Genomic DNA, 17,482 nt, shown 5'->3' on the forward strand with positions numbered 1-17,482 from the left:
ATAGGCCTGAAGATGCTCGCCGCGCCGAAGCAGCGCGGCGAGCTCGTCGAATGACGTCAGGTCGGACAGATCAGTTGCCGGTGCCGTTTTCGATCAGCGGATCCAGGTCGATGGCCTGGCCCAGCGCGTCGAGCATGAACAGGCTGTAGACGAAGATGCCCTGACGCTTGGCTTCGAAGACCACCTTGAACGCGGCGTAGGGAATGCCCTCCGCGTTCGGATCAGGATTGTACTTGGTCCAGGTGTAGCTGGAGAAGTTCTGGCCCCAGTCGTTCTCGAACGAGATCGGCGTCGGCTGGAAGCGCCAGCCCTTTTCCAACAGGTCGTCGCTGAGGCGGAACTTCAGGAGGCAGCGCTCCGAAAGGTCCAGGTCCAGGAGTTCGGGCGGGTTGGGCCCGACGTCCATGAAGCTCAGATTGTCGGGATTGAGACCGACGATGACTTCGACGATCTTATCGGGCTCGGGCCCGGTCACAGTGCTGCCTTGCATAGAAAAATTCCCCCTTGAGGCGAATTAACCTAGGGCTGAATCGCGCCAGAACGCAACAAAATCGGGTCTCGCATAACCTTGTGCGCGGAGTGAGCGAACGATCGCCGCAGCCTCGTCGGCGCGTCCCAGGCGGTGCAGTGCGCGGGCCAAGGTGTCCCGTCCCTCCGGGGTCAGACTATCCTGACGAGGACCCAGCAGGCGCTGCACCTCGTCCGGCCGCCCCTGCGCCAGATGCGCCGCGCCCAGCAGCAGGGCTTCGCGATCCGCATCGCCCTTCACGCCCGGACGCGCCGCCAGCGAGCGCTCGATCTCGGTCGCCGCGGCCTTGGCCAGATCGGGCCGGCCGTCGATGTCGGCGAGCCTGATGGTCTGGGCTCGCAGGCGACCGCTCAGCTTGGCGGTCCAGGCGTAGACCTCCGGATTCAGCGCCCGCAACTTCGCCGCCCGCTCGCTGGCGCGAACGTGAGCCGCGCGCGCCGCGGTCAGGTCGCCGGCCGCCACCGCCACGTCGAAGGCCTCCATGTCCGCCGTTGCGGCGAACTCCAGCCAATTGGCGTTCTGGGGGTCCAGCGCCACTAGTTCCATGAAGCCGCGACTAGCCTCGTCGATCAGCCTGTCAGCCTCCTCGACCCGTCCGAGATCCAGAGCGCGCCGCGCCAAGGCGAGTTGGCCGGCGAGGACCTTGGCCATCAGCGGCCGGTCGTCGGGCTGCTTCTTCAGCAATCCCGTCATCAGTTCGTGCACCGCCACCCGCTCGGCATAGGCCTCGCGGACCCGCCCCATTCGCAGCAGGCTGTCGGACACCCAGGCCCGGGTGTCGGCCAGGTCGAGCACGTGGGCCTTGACGTCGGGCGCGGCCTTGTAGGCGACCGTGAAGCGGTCGCGGGCGTCGATGAACGCCGCCAGGGCGTCCTTGGGCCTCCCCTGCTCGAACAGCAGGGTGCCCAGGTTGCTGCGGGCGTAGGCGACCTCCAGCCGCCAATCGGCGTTGGACGGATCCAGGCGCGTCAGCCGCTCGGCCAGTTCGCCGTAGCGCCGGAACCCGGCCTCGGCCTCGGTCGCCCGCGCCAGCCGCCAGTCCACATAGGCCAGCCAGAAGACGTTCTGGGCATGATCGTAGAGCCGCGCGCCGTCGTTGGGCTCGCGGTTCGACAGGGCCTCGGAGGTGCGCGCCGCCTGCGAGAAGGCCTGGCGCGCGCCCTTCAGATCGCCTCGCTTGACGCGGACCTCGCCCAGCAGGGTCTGGGCCTTGGCCTGCTGGGCCAGTTCCGTATCGTCCAGGTCGCCGGTGCGCACATGGGCGTAGTGGGCGAGCGCCCGGGCGCCGACGCCGTCGAGCACGTCCAGCCGGCCGACAGGCTCCAGCTTCTTGCGAAGATCGCCCAGCATGTAGGCCACCAGGTCTTCGGCCTCGGCCCGCTGGGCGTCGGCCTCGCGGCGAGCGTCGACGGCGATCAGGGCCAGGGCGCCGGTCACCACCGCCACGCCGAGCGCGCCGGTGGTGATCGCTGTCATCCAGCGCGTGCGACGGCGCGCGTCGCGTTGGATCAGGCTGTCCAGCCGCGTCCCCAGCAGGGTCGCGGCGATCTTCATGAAGGCCAGCCGGCGTCCGTCGCCGCCTGGGCGGATGTCGGCCGCCAGAGGTTCTCCGCCCGGCGGCAGGGCCTCGCGCAGGGCCTGCGGCAGACAGTCGACGACCTCTCCGCCGCCCTCGGGACTGTCGACCAGCAGGCAGATCACCCGCTGGGGTCCGTGGGAGGAGAGGAAATGCCGGATCTCTTCGCCGACCCATTTCGAACGGCGCGCCGCCTCCGAACAGACGACGATCAGGAACTCGGAATGGTCCAGGGCGGTGCGAATCGCCTCGCCCAGATCGGCGGCGGCGGAGAGTTCGGCGCGATCACGGAAGATCGGACGCAGCGGCCGGCCAGCCGCCGCCCCCACGCCCTTGGGAGGACGATAGGCCTCCAGGCCCTTGTGCAGCCAGTCGACGAGCTTGCCGTCGCCATGGCTGTAGCTGATGAAGGCCTTGTAGTTTAAGTCCCCCATTGCCCCTCGACTCTCCCCGTACGCGAACTCTGGAGCGGCGATTATGGACTCATCCGTCCCCGCGAGCACCCCGCACGCTGCAGCTTATGGCGATAACGCCTTTCGGCTGCAGGCGCTGACGGACAGTCGGCTCCTGCGCCACATGAGCCCGACCGAGATCGAAGCCCTGGTGCCGCGGGTCGAAATCCTGTCGGTGCGGCGCGGCGCGCGGCTGGTCCAGCGCCACGATCCGGGCGGCGCGGTCTACATCGTGATCAACGGCCTGCTGCTGGTGAATCAGTACGCCCGCTCGGGCCGCGAGGTCGGCTATCGCCGCCTGCAGCCGGGCTCGTACTTCGGCGAGATCGCCGCCATCGACCGCCTGCCGCGCTCGGCCAACGTCACAGCCCTGACCGAATCCACCGTCGGCCGCCTGCCCGAGCCGCTGGTCGCCGAACTGATGGCCGGCGCGCCCAACTTCACCCGCGCGGTGCTGGAGGACCTGGCGGCCATGGTCCGAGCGCTGAGCAGCCGGGTGTTCGAGCTGAACGCCGTCTCCGCTCCCTGCCGCGTGCAGATGGAACTGGTGCGCCTGGCCACCGAGGCCGGCATCGAGGACAATCAGGCGGTGCTCGGCAAGGCTCCGACGCACGCCGAGATAGCCGTCCTGGCGGGCGCCCAGCGCGAGGCCGTGACCCGCGAGCTGAACCGCCTGGAGGCCCGCCGGCTGATCGCCAAGCAGGGCCGCACCCTGACCATCCTCAACGTCGACGGCCTGGTCGAGGAGATCGAGCGGCTGGGCGGCGACGAGCCGGAGCTTTAGTTCGCCGCGCTCTCCTGGAGCGCCCGCGTCACGCCGTTGGTCCAGCCGAAGCCGTCCTGCAGCGGGTACTCCCCGCCCCCGCCGGCCTTGGCCTCCTCGACGTCGTACTTCTCCAGCATCTTGCCGCTGGCCCGGTACTCGCGCTCGACCGTGGCCAGCCAGCGATCCGAGATCTCCGACGCCAGGGCCGTCTCGCCGTAGCGGCGCAAGCCGGCGACGGCCACCCACTGCAGGGGCGCCCAGCCGTTGGGCGTATCCCACTGCTGGCCGGTGCGGCGGGTGGTGGTGCGCAGGCCGCCCGAGGCCAACAGTTGCGCCCGGGTCGCGATCGCCACCGCCTTGGCCTGCTCGGGCGAGGCCGCGCCGACGAACAGCGGATAGAGGGTGGCGGCGCTGAGGGCGTCGATCCGCTCGCCGCCGGTCCAGAGATAATCCAGATAGACGCCGCGCGAGGCGTCCCAAAGCACCGCGTCCATCGCCGCCTTGCGCGCCTTGGTCCGACCGTCGAACTCGGCGACGCACGGGCTGTCGGCGATCCGGGCGCAGCCGGTCGAGATCGCCATCTCCAGGCCGTACAGCAGGCTGTTGAGGTCGACCGGCACGATGGCGGTCGTGCGGATGGTCTTCAGATGTTCGCCGTCGGCCATCCAGCGCGAGGAGAAGTCCCAGCCGCTCTCGGCCCCGGCCCGCAGGTCGCGAAACACCTCGGCCGGCGGACGCCCCGTGGCCAGCGAGGCCTCGCGGGCGGTCTCCAGATCCTCGCGATAGGACTCGTCGCGCGGCGTGACGCGGTCGTCGTAGTAGCGGTTCAGCACCGCTCCGCCCGGCAGGGAGACCACGCGGCGATACGCCTTGCCCGGGGCCAGCGTCTTCTCGCCGTCCATCCAGAAGGCGTGCTCGCGCCGCATCAGGTCGACCCGGGCCTTGACCACCGCCGGGTCGGTCGCTTCGGAGAGGCCGACCATGGCGTAGAAGAACGGCGGCTGCGAACGGCTGAGATAGTAGGTGCGCGCGCCGTTGGGGATGTGGCCGTAGCCGTCGATCAGCCCGCCGAAGTCGTCGATCATGCTCTCGACCAGGTCAGAACGCCCGTCGAGCTTCAGACCCAGCATCGTGAAGTAGCTGTCCCAGTAGTAGATCTCGCGAAAGCGCCCGCCGGGCACGACGAAGGGCTTCTCCATCGCCAGAGCCGAACCGCCGGCCACCGGCCTGACGGGCTCGCGGGTCAAGTGCGGCCACAGGGCGGCGACGTGGGCTTTCAAGGTGGTGCGCTCGGCGCTGGGCGCGGGCGCCGCGCCGGCCTCGGGCACGACGAAGTTGGCCCGTACGAAGCGCTTCAGCTCGGCGTCGGTGAAGCGGGCATGGGCGCGGTAGGCCTTCAAGATGGCGGCCGGGTCGCGCTTCGGCGTGGCGTCGACGAAGGTCTTGCCGTCCGGGAACAGCCGCCGTGTCTGCACCTGGTGGAAAAGCTCCTGGTAGGTGTCGGCCGGCGTCGGGACCTCCGCCGCCGGGGTCTGCGCCAGGGCGAGCGGCGTCAGCGCCGTCCAGGCCGCTGCGGAGACGACGGCGAGCAGGCGGGCGCGGATCATCGGGGCCTCATCGAAAAAGACGCGGACCGGCAGGGAGGAAGCCGGCCCGCGCGCAGGAACCGTTGCAGGACAGAACCCGCGAGATGGCTAGAAGTTGTAGCCGACGCTCAGCCGCACCGACCGGCCCAGGATCGGCCGGGCGTTGGCGCCGCTGGTCGAGCGCGGGTCGCCTTCGGTCAGGCCGTGGCTGTCGGTGAGATTGTCGCCGGCCACCTGCACGTCGAAGGCCCCCACCCGGAAGATCGCGCCCAGATCGAGCTTCTCGTAGCCCTTCAGCACCTGGGTGTTGGCGTTGTCGGCGTAGCGGTCGTCGACGGCGCTGAGCGTGCCGTAGAAGGTGGCGTCCACCGTGCCGAGCGCGACGTCCCAGCTGGGCGTGAAGCGGATCTGCCAGTCGGGCTGACGCTGAGCGCTGTTGCCGGCGTTGGCCGGGATCGACGACTGCTTGATCTCGGTCTTCTGGAAGGTGCCGTTCAGGGCCAGCGACAGGCCGAAGTCCGACTTCCAGCGGCCGTCGAGCTCGACGCCCCGGGCGCGGTTGGTGTTGCTTTCCTGGATGCCGCCGACGTCGGCGAACTTGGCGCCCTTGAACTCGTTGGCGAAGCCGGTGGCGTAGAGTTCGAACGGCCCGCTGCGCAGCTTGTAGCCCAGCTCGTACTGGTCGACCTTCAGGGTGTCGGTAAGGTTTTCGCGGAAGTTGTCGAAGCTGGGGAACTTGTAGCCCCGCGAATAGCGCACGAAGACGCCCGAGACCTCGTTGAGGTCGTAGTTGGCGCCGGCCGTGTAGGACGTCTTGCTGTGGCTGTAGTCGGTGGTGCGGATGGCCAGGCCGTCCGGATAGCCATTGCCGTCATCGACGACATAGTCGGTCTTGAACCGCTCGCGACGGACGCCAAGGTCGATGCGCAGCTTCTCGGTGGCTTGCCAGGAATCAGCCAGGTAGAGCGCGTCCACCCGCCCGTCGCCGGCCGAGACCAAACCGTAGTTCCAGCAGCCCGAACCGCTGCCGGCGGTCGCCAGATTGGCGCAGGTGATTCCGGTCGCCAGGTAGTCGCCGTTGGCCTTGACCTGCATCGGGCGAAAGTTGCCGATCGTCCAGAAGTCGTCCGACGAGAAGCTGGAGGCGTAGTAGCCGGCCGAAAGCTCGTGCGTTCCGAAGCTCTTGGAGACGCTGAAGTCGTTGGTCAGCGCCTCGATCTCCTTCTCGACGATCCAGGCGCCCCAGTTCTGCACATAGTCGCTGGAGCCGAGGGTCGCGCCGCCGCGCGTGGTCACGGCAGAACCGGTGACCGCCGCCACCGACGCCGCCGTCACCGCCCCGCCGTCGGGCACTAGGCCGTAGGTATTGGCGTCGCCCTTGGTGAAGCTGAAGCGGTCGCGCACCGTCCAGCCGTCGCCGAACTCGTGCTCGAAGCTGCCCCCGACCACGTAGCCCTTCCAGCCGCGCCCGTCGGCCAGGTCGAACTGGCGGGTCGTGCCGTCGGCGTTCACCTGCAGGGTCTGGTGGCGCGAAAGCTCGCCGATCTGGGTGTAGGTCCCCTTGTCGACGCCCGGCACATTGATGGCGAACGGCAGGTACCAGGCGCCGTGGTCGTCGGTGGCGCGGGCGTAGAGGTTGATCTTGCCGTTCTCCAGCTTCCTGGTGAGGTTCACCGTGAACTGCTGGCCCTTCTCGCTGTCGAACTGGGTGTCGCGCACGCCGGGCGAGCGGGAGACGTAGCCGCCGACCATGAAGAAGAGGTCGTCGGCCAGCTTGCCGCTGACCACGCCGTCGACGCGGCGCAGGCCGTAGTCGGAGGTCGAGGCCTTGATCAGGCCCTTGGTGTCCTCGCCGCCCTCCTTGAGCATGAAGTTGGTCGTCAGGCCCGGCTGGCCGTTGGAGAAGATCGGGTTGGGACCGCCGCGCAGGGCCTCCATCCGCGAGATGGTCTCGTCGACGCGGAAGATCGACGAGTTCTCGAGGAACGACAGGGTCGAGGGCGGATAGATCGGCGCGCCCTGCAGCTGGATGGTCAGGAACTCCGCGTCGCCGGTGGCGGGGAAGCCGCGCACGAAGACGTTCGCGCCCGCAACGCCGCCCGAGGTCTCGACCCAGACGCCGGGCACCAAGGCCAGGAGCTCGGCGCTCGACTTGGGCGAGGCCTTGGTGATGTCGGCGGCGTTGACGGTGCTGACCGCGAAGCTGGCCGACAGCTTGTCGATGCCGGCGCCGCCGGGGGTGCCGACGACGATGACCTCTTCAACTTCGGACGGCGCTTCGGGCGGAGCGGCCTGCGGCTCGGTGACGACGGCCGGCGAGGCCTGGGCCGTGGCGCTGGCGGCGACCAGCAGGCTGCGGCCGCGGATGGCGTAGACGCCGCTGGCGGTGGGCTGGGCCACCATGTCGGAGCCGGCCAGCAGGCGCTTGAGGCCCTCATCGGCCGAGAAGCTGCCCTTCAGGCCGCCGCTGCGCTTGCCGCGGATCTGGGTCTCGTCGAAGGCCAGTTGCTGGCCCGACGCACGACCAAAGGCGCGCAGAGCGCCGCCCAGGTCCTGGGCCGGAATGTCGAAGCTGTAGGTCGCGCGCTGCTGGGCGTAGCCGGCGGTCGGCGCGGTCAGGGCCGCCAGGACGGCGGCGGTAGCGGTGGCGCCCCAGACGAGGCGGCGGTCGAAGCTCTTGCGCATCACTTCCCTCCCTCGCGCCGATCATTGTTCTTTGGCGGCGCTTTGGTGAGTGAGACGCCTCAGTCTGCGGAAGACTCACCAGCGCCGCTGATCTTTTTTTGCCCCCGGTCGTTTTGGCCCCGGTCGATCCGCAGCACCGTCTCGCCCGGCGACGGCTCGGCGCGCACCGGCAGCACGGCGGTGACACCGTCGACGAAGGCCCGGGTGTCGCCCGAGGTGAAGACGCCGCTGATCTTCAGCCGGCCCACGGCCGGATCGGCGATCCGCAGCTTCTCGCGGGCGTAGCGGTTCACCCGCTCGACGGCGAGATCCATGGGCTCGTCCTGGAACACCAGCTGGCCGTTCTCCCACGAGGCGGCGCGCGACGGGTCGGTGGGCGAGACCACCGTGGTGTCCGACGTCGTCGAGGCGACCAGTTCGTGGTCGGGGGTCAGCAGCCGCTCGGCAGGCGCACCATCGACCTTGACCGTGGGCGGCGGGCGACCGCGCGCCCCCTCCCCGTCCAGCACCGCCACATGGCCCTCGTAGAGCACCACGCGCATCTGGCCGGGCAGCTTCTCGACACTGAAGGTCGTGCCAGTGGCGACCACCAGCTTGCCGTCGGCGGCCACGGAGAACGGCCGCAACGGATCCTTGGCCACCGAGAACTTGGCGCGGCCCTCCTCGAGCCACAACCGCCGGCGGCCGCCGTCGTAGCGCACGCGCAGCACCGTGGCCGCGTCGAGCGAGGCGCGCGAGCCGTCGGGCAGTTCGACGATACGGCGCTCGCCCTCTGTGGTGCGGTAGACGTCGGGCAGGCTGGCGCGCCAGGCCACGCCGCCGCCGGCCAAGGCCGCGACGAAACAGGCGGCCAGCGCCGCGCCGATCACCGCACGGCGGCCGGGCCTGCGCGACCAGCGGCCGCGCTGGGCCCGGCGCAGGTCTTCCAGGGCCTCGCCGCGCAGGGCGACCATGCCCGGGCTCATCGCCTGGTCATCGACCGCGCGCCAGGCCGACACGGCGTCGTCCAGCAGCGCGCGATGCTCGGGATCGGCGGCGAACCAGGCTTCCAGCTGCGCCTGCTCGACGTCGGTCAGCTCGCCCTCCGCCAGGCGCACGCACCAGGCGGCGGCGACGTCCAGGGGCTCTTCATGCGGAGCGCCGGTCATGTCGTCGGGACCGTTCATTCGCCGGCCCTCGTGCGACGCGTCAGATGGCCCATGGCCTTGAGGATATGCTTTTGCACGCCGCTGGTGGTCATGCCGTAGAGTTCCGCCAGCTCGGCCTGCTTCATGCCCTCCAGGCGAAACAGCAGGAAGATGGCGCGGGTGCGGTCGGGCAGTTCGCGCAGGGCTTCGGACACCTCGCCCAGCCGCTCGCGGCCCATCAGCACCCGGGCCGGGTCCAGCGGCTCCAGGTCGATCGGCTCGGCGCGGACGGCGGCGGTGTAGCTCGACCGCACCCGCTCGCGCCGCGCCCGGTCGCGCAGCAGGTTGGCGGCCATCTGGAAGATGTAGGCGTCGGCGTTGTCCATGGTCCGGCCGGCTTCGGTCAGGGCCAGCTTGGCGAACAACTCCTGGGTCATGTCCTCGGCGTCGCTGTGGCTGGCGGCGCGACGCATGAAGAACGCCATCAGCGCGGGCCGATAGCGCCGATCGAGGCTCCCCAGGTCATGTTCGCTTTTCGGCCGCACGGTCCGTCTCGACAGGTTTCCCGGAGTGCATGACGCACATCCTGGCCCGAGGCACACCGAACAACGATGATTTTTCTTCAGAGCGCGTGCGTGACGCGCTTGAGCCAGGTGCGCAGCGGCGTCTCCACCCAGCGCCAGGCCGCCCACGAGGCGGCCGGCAGCACGAAGAAGGCCAGCACGCAGAACCACAGCGGCAGGTCGCGCTTCCAGCCGTTCGGATAGATCGAGATCATCACGTACCAGAACGCCCAGTGCAGGGCGTAGAGCGGGTACGACACCCCGCCCAGCCGCTCGCACCAGCGCGCCAGCCGCCCGCCGGGATCGTAAGCGCCCAGCAGCACCAGGACCGGGAACAGCAAGGTCGCGCAGGCGAAGTCGTAGAGGCCGTTGGCCACGCGGCTTGGCCACACCGGCAGCACCAACACGAACAGCAGCAGCGCCGCTGGAACCCAGGCCTTCCTCGCGGCGAAACTTCCCCGATGCCGCCAGCACAGCCAGCCTATGGCGAAGGGGAACGAGGCGCGCAGCACGCCCAGGCCGAAGGTCGCCTGGTCCCAGCCGGTCTGCAGCCCGCCCATGCCCACGGCGACGAACAGCAGGGCCGCGCCGGCCAGCAACACGAACATGATGATCGCCATGTCCGGCGCGCGGCGCAGCGGGAACCAGGCCAGGCTGACCAGCACCTCCAGGCACAGCGACCAGGCCAGCGGGTTGAACGGGAACAGCGACGGGAAGGTCCCCGCCACCATCGGCGCGAACTTGGGGATCAGCAGCAGGCCCTTGAGGACGTCGACCGCGGTCTCGACGTTCGGCCGGCCCGTCAGCAACGCGCCAGCCACCGTGGCGATGAACAGCATCGGCCAGACCCGCACCCAACGGGCCACCAGATAGGGCCAGAACCCGATCTTCCGCCGCTCGAAGGCGTGGGCCAGCACGAAGCCGCTGAGGCAGAAAAAGAAATCCACGGCCAGATAGCCGTGCGCGAAATGGCCGCGTCGGCCCGACCAGTCGGCAATGTGGTAGAGCAGCACGCCCAAGGCCGCGACGCCGCGCAGCCCGTCCAGCGCGGTGAACCGTCCTTCGTCCTTGGTCGTCGCAAGCGTCACCAAGCGGTGGTGTCATGGTGCGGGAGAAGGGGCAAGGGTTGCTCCCCCTATTCTCCGCTCCCCAAACTCGTCATCCCGGAAAGCGCGCAGCGCTTATCCGGGACCCAGGGGACTGGGCTCTGCGGCGCGCTCAGGCTGCCTGCGTCGCCAGCGCGTTGCGGCGGCCCCTGGGTCCCGGCTCTACGCTTCGCTTCGGCCGGGATGACGAAAGGGGGAGCGCGATAGTGATCACCCCAGCCGCTTGATCGCCGCCTTCAACGGCTTGCCCGCCTCGAAGTAGTCCGCCCAGGCCGTGCTCCTGGCGATCAGGTCCGGCGCCGTGCGGATCGTGAACCGCGACGGATCCAGCCCCGCCTTCACCTGCGTCCAGTTCAACGGCATCGACACCGTCGCCCCCGGCCGCGCCCGGGCCGACAGCGGGGCCACCGCCGTGCTGGTGCGGTCATTGCGCAGGTAGTCGAGGAAGATCCGTCCCGCCCGCGCCTTCTTGCTCATGGTGATCAGGTAGCGGTCCGGGTCGTCGGCGGCCAGGCGGGCGCAGACCTCGCGGGCGAAGGCCTTGGCCTGGTCCCAGGGGACCTTGTCCGACAGCGGCGTGACCACGTGCAGCCCCTTGCCGCCGGTGGTCTTGCAGAAGCTGGCGAGGCCCAGCTCCTCCAGCCGGTCGCGCATCTCCCGCGCCGCCTCGATCACCGCCTCGAACCCGACCTCCGGCGCAGGATCGAGGTCGAAGACCAGCCGGCCGGCGACCTCGGGATCGCCCGGCTGGCAGTTCCAGGGATGGATCTCGACGGCGGCGATCTGGGCGGCGGCGACCAGGGCCTCGACGCGGTCGAACCTGATGTAGGGCTGGCGGTCGCCGCTGACGGTGACCGTCTCGATCAGCGACGACATCCCGCGCATGGCGTGGCGCTGGAAAAAGGTCTCGCCGTCGATGCCGTCCGGGACGCGGATCACCGAGGCCGGCCGGCCCTGGATATGTGGCAGCATCCAGTCGCCGACGGCGGCGTAGTAGCGGGCCAGATCGAGCTTGGTCCCGGGCTCGCCGTCGCCGGCGTCGGGCCACAGGGGCTTGTCGGGCTTGGAGATCGGCACGCCCAGCACGACGCTTTCGCCCTTGGACCTCGCCGCCTTGACGGCCTTGCGCGTCGATTTGGCCAATTCCGCCTTGGCGGCCGGCACGGCGTCTGCCTCAACCTCCGAAGCCGGCTTGTCCTCGCGCAGGCCCTTGAAGGCGGCCTGGCGGATCGCGCCCTCGCCAGTGAAGCCGGCATATTCGATCTCGGCGACGAGTTCGGGTTTCACCCAGTGGATGTTGGCGGCCTTCTTCGGCGCGCCCTCGCCTTCGAATGGCGAGCGGTCGGTCTCCAGCGCCTTCAGCTTGGGCAGGAGTTTGGCGACCTTGTCCTTGCCGAAGCCCGTGCCGATGCGGCCGACATGCACGAGCCTGCCGCCGCGCATCACCCCGGCGATCAGCGAGCGGAAGGCCGTCCCCGTCGTCGTCCAGCCGCCGATCACCACCTCGTGGCCGGCCCGGCACTTGGACTTGGTCCAGGTCTCGCTGCGGCCCGAGCGATAGGTTGCGTCCAGCCGTTTGGAGATGATCCCCTCCAGCTCCAGCTTGCAGGCCGACAGCAGCACGGCGTCGCCCGCCGTCTCGAAGTGATCGACATAGCGCAGGCGGGGCTCATCCTGCCCCAGCAGCGCCTTCAGCCGCGTCTTGCGCTCGCGCAGGGTCTGGGACCGCAGGTCTTCGCCGTCGGCGAACAGCAGGTCGAAGGCGAAGAAGATGATCTCGCCCTCGCCGCCCTCGGCCTCCCCTACCTTAGCTAGCGCCGCCTGCAAGGCCGCGAAGTCTGGCTGGCCGGCCTCGTCGAGCACCACGGCCTCGCCGTCGATCAGGGCGTCGGGCAGGTCGGCGGCGGCCTCGGCGATCCCGGCGAACCGGTCGGTCCAGTCCAGGCCCTTGCGGGTGCGGAGCACAGCCCGGCCGTCCTCGACGCGCAATTGCAGGCGATAGCCGTCGAACTTGATCTCGTGCGCCCAGCCCGCCCCGGCCGGCGGCCGCTCGACCGACTTGCACAGCTGCGGCTCGACGAAGCCAGGCATGGCCGCGGGCTTGGCCTTTGATTTCGCGGTCGTTTTCTGGGGCTCGAAGCTGCGGGTCTCCTCGGCCTCCCTGGCCAGCGCCTCGCGCTCGGCCTTGGTGCGGGATTTCCAGACCGCGTCGGCCTTCCCCTTGGTCTTCAGGATGAAGGGCTTGGGCGACTTGCCCTTGCCGGCGGCGATGTCGGCCATGGACCGGTCCGAGGCGATCGAGCGGTCCTCGTCGAGGATCGCCGCGCCCTTACCCGGCCGCGCGGCCTCGTCCTGGTGCTTGATCAGCAGCCAGTTGGCGCGCTTACCCTTCCCGTCCTTCGCGTTGCGGTCCCAGTTCATCCGCACCAGCACCCAGCCGCCGTGCAGCCGCTCGCCCTCCAGCACGAACTTCAGCTCGCCCTTCTTCAGCGCCTTGCCGATATCCTCGAAGCCCGGTTCCGGCGCCCAGAAGCCGCGGTCCCACAGCTGCACCGTGCCGCCGCCGTACTGGCCCTTGGGGATCGTGCCCTCGAAGTCGCCGTAGTCGAGCGGGTGGTCCTCGACCTCGACCGACAGCCGCTTGTCGGCCGGGTCCAGCGACGGTCCCTTGGTCACGGCCCACGACTTCAGCACCCCGTCGACCTCCAGCCGGAAATCGTAGTGCAGCCGCGTGGCGTCATGCTTCTGGATGACGAATCGCAGGTGCGGTGACGCGGCCACCGCCCGCTCGCCGCTGGGTTCGGCGGTCTTCTGGAAATCGCGCTTGCGGCGATATTCGGCCAGCTGCGGCTGCATCATTTCCCGTTCCTCCGCTGAAAACAAGAGTCTCCGAGTTCGAGAACGGTTCCCCTAGCCCGTCCGACGTGTTTCAGTGGACCAATTGTCAATGACACCGGTTTCCATTAGAGACAGCGCAGGTCCGATCAACGGGCCGGCATTGAGTAATTCGAGGGAGGGTACGCGGCGTGACCGTTTCTGAGGCGCAGAGCGACCTATTCGCACCGGCGTCCATCGCCCCCCAATTCGTCGAAGCCCGCCGCAAAGGCGTCTCGGTTCCTGGCTATCCCGGCGGGGCCCTGCCCCAGACCATGGCCGACGGCTACGCGGTGCAGGACATCGCCATCGACCTGTGGCCCGACGAGCTGGTCGGCTGGAAAGTGGGTCTCGTCCCGCCGCAGCACCGCGAGCGCCTGGGCGTCGATCGCCTGGCCGGCTGCATCTTCAAGAACAACGTCTGGGACGCCGGCGCCGAGCCGACCCCGTTCCGCGCCATTCCCGGCGGCTTCTGCGCCGTCGAGGCCGAGTTCATCATCCGCCTGTCCAAGGACGCCCCCGAGGGCAAGACCGAGTGGACCGCCGAAGAAGCCGCCGACTATGTCGGCGAGCTGATCCTCGGCGTCGAGATCGCCGGCAGCCCGCTGAAGACCATCAACGAACTGGGCCCGCCCATCGTGGTCTCCGACTTCGGCAACAACGACGGCCAGATCCTGGGTCCGGTGATCGCCAACTGGCGTGAGCTCGGCTGGGAGGCCATGCCGGCCGAGACCTTCATCAACGGCGTCAGCGTCGGCAAGGGCGGCGCGACCTCGATCCCCGGCTCGCCCCTGGCGGCCCTGGCCTTCCTGCTGGGCCACGTCGCCTCGCGCGGTCGCCCGCTGAAGAAGGGCATGATCGTCACCACCGGCGCCAGCACCGGCATTCACGACATCGCCGCGGGCGAGGAATCGACCGTAAGCTTCGGCCCGCTGGGCGAGGTGCGCTGCAAGGCGGTCCCCGCCTGACGGGACCCCGCGTCCCAGGTCGAACAACGAAAAACAAAACTAGGGTAAGGAAGACGACGTCGATGGACATCCCCGCGGCTCCCGCGCCATCCGAGAAGATCGGTCGCTATCGCTGGGTGATCGTCAGCCTGCTGTTCGCGGCGATGGTCATCAACTATGTGGACCGGCAGACGATCGGGCTGCTGAAGGCCGATCTCTCCCATGAGTTCGGGTGGAACGAGAAGCACTACGCCGACCTCGTCTTCTACTTCCAGCTGGCCTACGCCGTGGCTTACCTCGCCTGGGGCAAGATCATGGACAGGATCGGAGCCCGCTGGGGCTTCGGCGTGGCCTTCGCCATCTGGCAGATCGCCCACATCGCCCACGCCGCGGCCAAGGGCTTCGGCGGCTTCGTCTTCGCCCGCATGGGTCTTGGGATCGGCGAGGCCGGCGGCTTCCCGGGCGGCATCAAGGCCGTGGCCGAGTGGTTCCCCAAGAAGGAACGGGCCTTCGCCACCGGCATCTTCAACGCCGGCACCAACATCGGCGCCATCGTGACACCCTTGGTCGTGCCCGGCATCGTCCTGGCCTTCGGCTGGCAGATGGCCTTCATCGTCACCGGCGTCGCGGGCCTGATCTGGCTGCCGATCTGGCTCCTGGTCTATCGCCGTCCGCGCGAGCACAAGAAGCTGGGCGCGGCCGAGCTGGCCCACATCGAGCAGGACCCCGCCGACCCAGTCGAGAAGATCGGCTGGAGCAAGCTGCTGACCAAGCGCGAGACCTGGGCCTACGCCCTGGGCAAGTTCCTTATCGACCCGATCTGGTGGATGTTCCTGTTCTGGCTGCCCGACTTCCTGGGCAAGCGCTACGGCCTGGATCTCAAGACCTTCGGCCCGCCGCTGATCGCCATCTATCTGCTCAGCGACGTCGGCTCGGTGGCCGGCGGCTGGCTGTCGTCCAACCTGATGAAGCGCGGGGCCACCATCAACCGGGCCCGCAAGCTGACCATGCTGATCTGCGCCCTGCTGGCCGTGCCGGTGATGTTCGCCTCGTTCGCCAGCAGCGTATGGGTCGCCGTGCTGATCATCGGAGTGGCCACCGCCGCCCACCAGGGCTTCTCGGCCAATCTCTACACCCTGCCGTCGGACGTCTTCCCGCGCGGCGCCGTCGGCTCCGTCGTCGGCATCGGCGGCATGCTGGGCGCCCTGGGCGGCATGGTGTTCTCCAAGTACATCGGCCAGGTCCTCGAGACGATCGGCACCTACACCCCGATCTTCATCGTCGCCGGCAGCGCCTATCTCGTCGCCCTGCTCGTCGTGCACCTGCTCGCGCCCAAGATGGAGCCGGTGAAGATCTGATCTTCGCGACCTGACTGAAACCCAAGCCCCCGGACGCAGCCGCGCCGGGGGCTTTTTCTTGAGCCTTTTCGGGGGATCATTCGTTCCTGGCGCCGTGACCTCGCCGCGATCACGGCCTAGATTGGATGTCATGACAACGTTGTCTCCGACCACCACCGCCCCGCTCAACGTCGCCCTCGTCGGCTACGGCTATGTCGGCAAGACCTTCCACGCCCCGCTGATTTCCACGACGCCGGGTCTGGTGCTGCACACCGTCGTGTCCAGCGACCCGGCCAAGGTCGCCGCCGACCATCCCGAGGCCAAGGTGGTCGCCGGCCTCGACGAGGCCCTGGCCGACGCCGAGATCGACCTCGTCGTCATCGCCACCCCGAACGAGTTGCACGCCCCGCAGGGCCAGGCCGTGCTCGCCGCCGGCAAGCACCTCGTCGTCGATAAACCGTTCACCGTCACCCTCGACGAGGCCCGGGCGCTGGTCGCCTCGGCCGAAACCGCCGACCGGCTGCTGTCGGTGTTCCACAACCGCCGCTGGGACGCCGACTTCCTGACGCTCAGGGGCCTGATCGCCGAGGGCGCGCTGGGCGAGGTCACGCAGTACGAAAGCCATTTCGACCGCTTCCGCCCGACCGTGCGCGACCGCTGGCGCGAGCGGGCCGGCCCGGGCGCGGGCGCCTGGTTCGACCTGGGCCCGCACCTGCTGGACCAGGCCCTGCAGCTGTTCGGTCAGCCGCTGGCGGTCAGCGCCGACATCGGCGTCCAACGCGAGGGCGCCGGGGCCGACGACTATTTCCACGTCGTGCTGCGCTATGACGCCCTGCGGGTGATCCTGCACGGCAGCCTGCTGACCGCCGCCGCCGACCTGCGCCTGGCCGTGCACGGCACGAAGGGCAGCTTCATAAAGCAGGGCCTCGACGCCCAGGAAGACGCCCTCAAGCGCGGCCTGACCCCGGCCGACGAGGGCTTTGGCCTGGATCCCCGCCCTGGAACCCTGACCCGCGCCGACGGTGACGTCCTGACCACCGAGACCGTGGCCGGCGCGCGCGGCGACTACGCGGCCTATTACGCTGGGATCCGCGACGCGATCCTGACCGGCGCCCCCAACCCCGTGCCGGCCCGCGAGGCCCTCCAGGTGATGGAGCTGCTGGACCTGGCCGCCCGCTCAGCCGCCGAGCGCCGCGAACTGAGCGTCGAGACCGCCTGATGAGCCACGAAGAAGACATCGCCCGCATCGCAGCCCAGGAGGCGGCGCTGGTCTTTCCGCACTTCGATCTCGACACCGCCTGGGCCCTGGGCGCTGGCCTGCGCGACGCGGCCCTGGCCCGCAAGGCGCCGCTGGCCATCGACGTGTCGTTGCGCGACCGGGCGCTGTTCCACGCCGCCCTGCCCGGCTCGACCGGCGAGAACGCCGATTGGCTGCGCCGCAAGCGCAACACGGTGCTGCACTTCTCCAAGAGCTCCTACGGCGTCGGCCTGGCCCTGGCCGCCAAGGGCGAAACGCTGGAGGCCAAGCACGGCCTGCCGACTCGCGACTACGCCACGCACGGCGGCGGCTTTCCGCTGCTGGTGCGGGGCCTCGGCTGCATCGGCGCGGTGACGGTCTCGGGCCTGCCCCAGCGGCAGGACCACGTGCTGGTGGTCGAGGCCCTGGCCCTGATGCTTGGCAAGGAGCTGGACGAGCTGGCGCTGGGGTAGAGATGGACGAACCTCCCCCTGTGGGGGAGGCGATCGCGTAGCGATCGGTGGGGGGGGTGTTCTCGCGGACTCCGCCACTGCCTCGAAAGCTGAAAACGTCCCCCCTCCGGCCCTCCGGGCCACCTCCCCCAGAGGGGGAGGATCTCGTCCGACGCCCAGCAGAGCAGATGCTCCCCCTCTGGGGGAGCTGTCGGCGAAGCCGACTGAGGGGGTCTTTCTCCCGC

General features: G+C 69.4%; 13 protein-coding genes. 5 read left to right on the top strand and 8 right to left on the bottom strand.

Annotated features, from left to right (window positions below):
* Positions 1-70 precede the first annotated feature (70 nt).
* Complete coding sequence (locus tag AC07NS_RS10215; protein WP_494602996.1) at positions 71-490, bottom strand: hypothetical protein; 420 nt, start codon at positions 488-490, stop codon at positions 71-73.
* A gap of 24 nt (positions 491-514) precedes the next feature.
* Positions 515-2,539, bottom strand: a complete 2,025-nt coding sequence (locus AC07NS_RS10220) for a TIR domain-containing protein (RefSeq protein WP_494602997.1) — start codon at positions 2,537-2,539, stop codon at positions 515-517.
* 43 nt (positions 2,540-2,582) lie between these two features.
* On the opposite strand from AC07NS_RS10220, the gene AC07NS_RS10225 reads away from it, so the two are divergent.
* A complete protein-coding gene (locus AC07NS_RS10225) occupies positions 2,583-3,341 on the top strand; it encodes a Crp/Fnr family transcriptional regulator (RefSeq protein ID WP_494602998.1) in 759 nt (252 codons plus the stop codon).
* Here AC07NS_RS10225 and treF read toward each other — a convergent pair.
* The 6 genes from treF to ligD all read right to left on the bottom strand — a co-directional run bounded on the left by treF (position 3,338) and on the right by ligD (position 13,249).
* Positions 3,338-4,930, bottom strand: a complete 1,593-nt coding sequence (treF, locus tag AC07NS_RS10230) for an alpha,alpha-trehalase TreF (protein WP_494602999.1) — start codon at positions 4,928-4,930, stop codon at positions 3,338-3,340. The two genes, AC07NS_RS10225 and treF, sit on opposite strands and share 4 nt — an antisense overlap.
* A gap of 87 nt (positions 4,931-5,017) precedes the next feature.
* Positions 5,018-7,594 (bottom strand): TonB-dependent receptor, encoded by a 2,577-nt coding sequence (locus AC07NS_RS10235; RefSeq protein ID WP_494603000.1) that lies wholly within the window; start codon positions 7,592-7,594, stop codon positions 5,018-5,020.
* 59 nt (positions 7,595-7,653) lie between these two features.
* On the bottom strand, positions 7,654-8,760 hold the full coding sequence (locus AC07NS_RS10240) for a FecR family protein (protein ID WP_494603001.1): 1,107 nt from the start codon (positions 8,758-8,760) through the stop codon (positions 7,654-7,656).
* Positions 8,757-9,323 carry an RNA polymerase sigma factor gene (locus AC07NS_RS10245; protein WP_494603002.1) on the bottom strand — a complete coding sequence of 189 codons (567 nt, stop codon included), beginning with the start codon at positions 9,321-9,323 and terminating at the stop codon, positions 8,757-8,759. The genes AC07NS_RS10240 and AC07NS_RS10245 overlap by 4 nt, the downstream gene beginning before the upstream one ends.
* Positions 9,324-9,343: 20 nt before the next feature.
* Positions 9,344-10,372 carry an acyltransferase family protein gene (locus AC07NS_RS10250; protein WP_494603003.1) on the bottom strand — a complete coding sequence of 343 codons (1,029 nt, stop codon included), beginning with the start codon at positions 10,370-10,372 and terminating at the stop codon, positions 9,344-9,346.
* 228 nt (positions 10,373-10,600) lie between these two features.
* A complete protein-coding gene (gene ligD / locus AC07NS_RS10255) occupies positions 10,601-13,249 on the bottom strand; it encodes a DNA ligase D (protein WP_494603004.1) in 2,649 nt (882 codons plus the stop codon).
* Between the two features lie 167 nt (positions 13,250-13,416).
* Here ligD and AC07NS_RS10260 point away from each other — a divergent pair, with 167 nt between their 5' ends.
* The 4 genes from AC07NS_RS10260 (at position 13,417) to AC07NS_RS10275 (ending at position 17,258) form a co-directional block, all read left to right on the top strand.
* A complete protein-coding gene (locus tag AC07NS_RS10260) occupies positions 13,417-14,232 on the top strand; it encodes a 2-keto-4-pentenoate hydratase (RefSeq protein WP_494603005.1) in 816 nt (271 codons plus the stop codon).
* A gap of 62 nt (positions 14,233-14,294) precedes the next feature.
* Complete coding sequence (locus tag AC07NS_RS10265) at positions 14,295-15,569, top strand: MFS transporter (RefSeq protein WP_494603006.1); 1,275 nt, start codon at positions 14,295-14,297, stop codon at positions 15,567-15,569.
* A 130-nt stretch (positions 15,570-15,699) separates the two neighbouring features.
* Positions 15,700-16,767 carry an oxidoreductase gene (locus tag AC07NS_RS10270; protein WP_494603007.1) on the top strand — a complete coding sequence of 356 codons (1,068 nt, stop codon included), beginning with the start codon at positions 15,700-15,702 and terminating at the stop codon, positions 16,765-16,767.
* Positions 16,767-17,258: a heme-degrading domain-containing protein gene (locus AC07NS_RS10275; protein WP_494603008.1), complete on the top strand. Its 492-nt coding sequence runs from the start codon at positions 16,767-16,769 to the stop codon at positions 17,256-17,258. The genes AC07NS_RS10270 and AC07NS_RS10275 overlap by 1 nt, the downstream gene beginning before the upstream one ends.
* Positions 17,259-17,482: the final 224 nt, after the last annotated feature.

The sequence above is a fragment of the Caulobacter sp. GW821-FHT10A10 genome, from assembly GCF_059415745.1.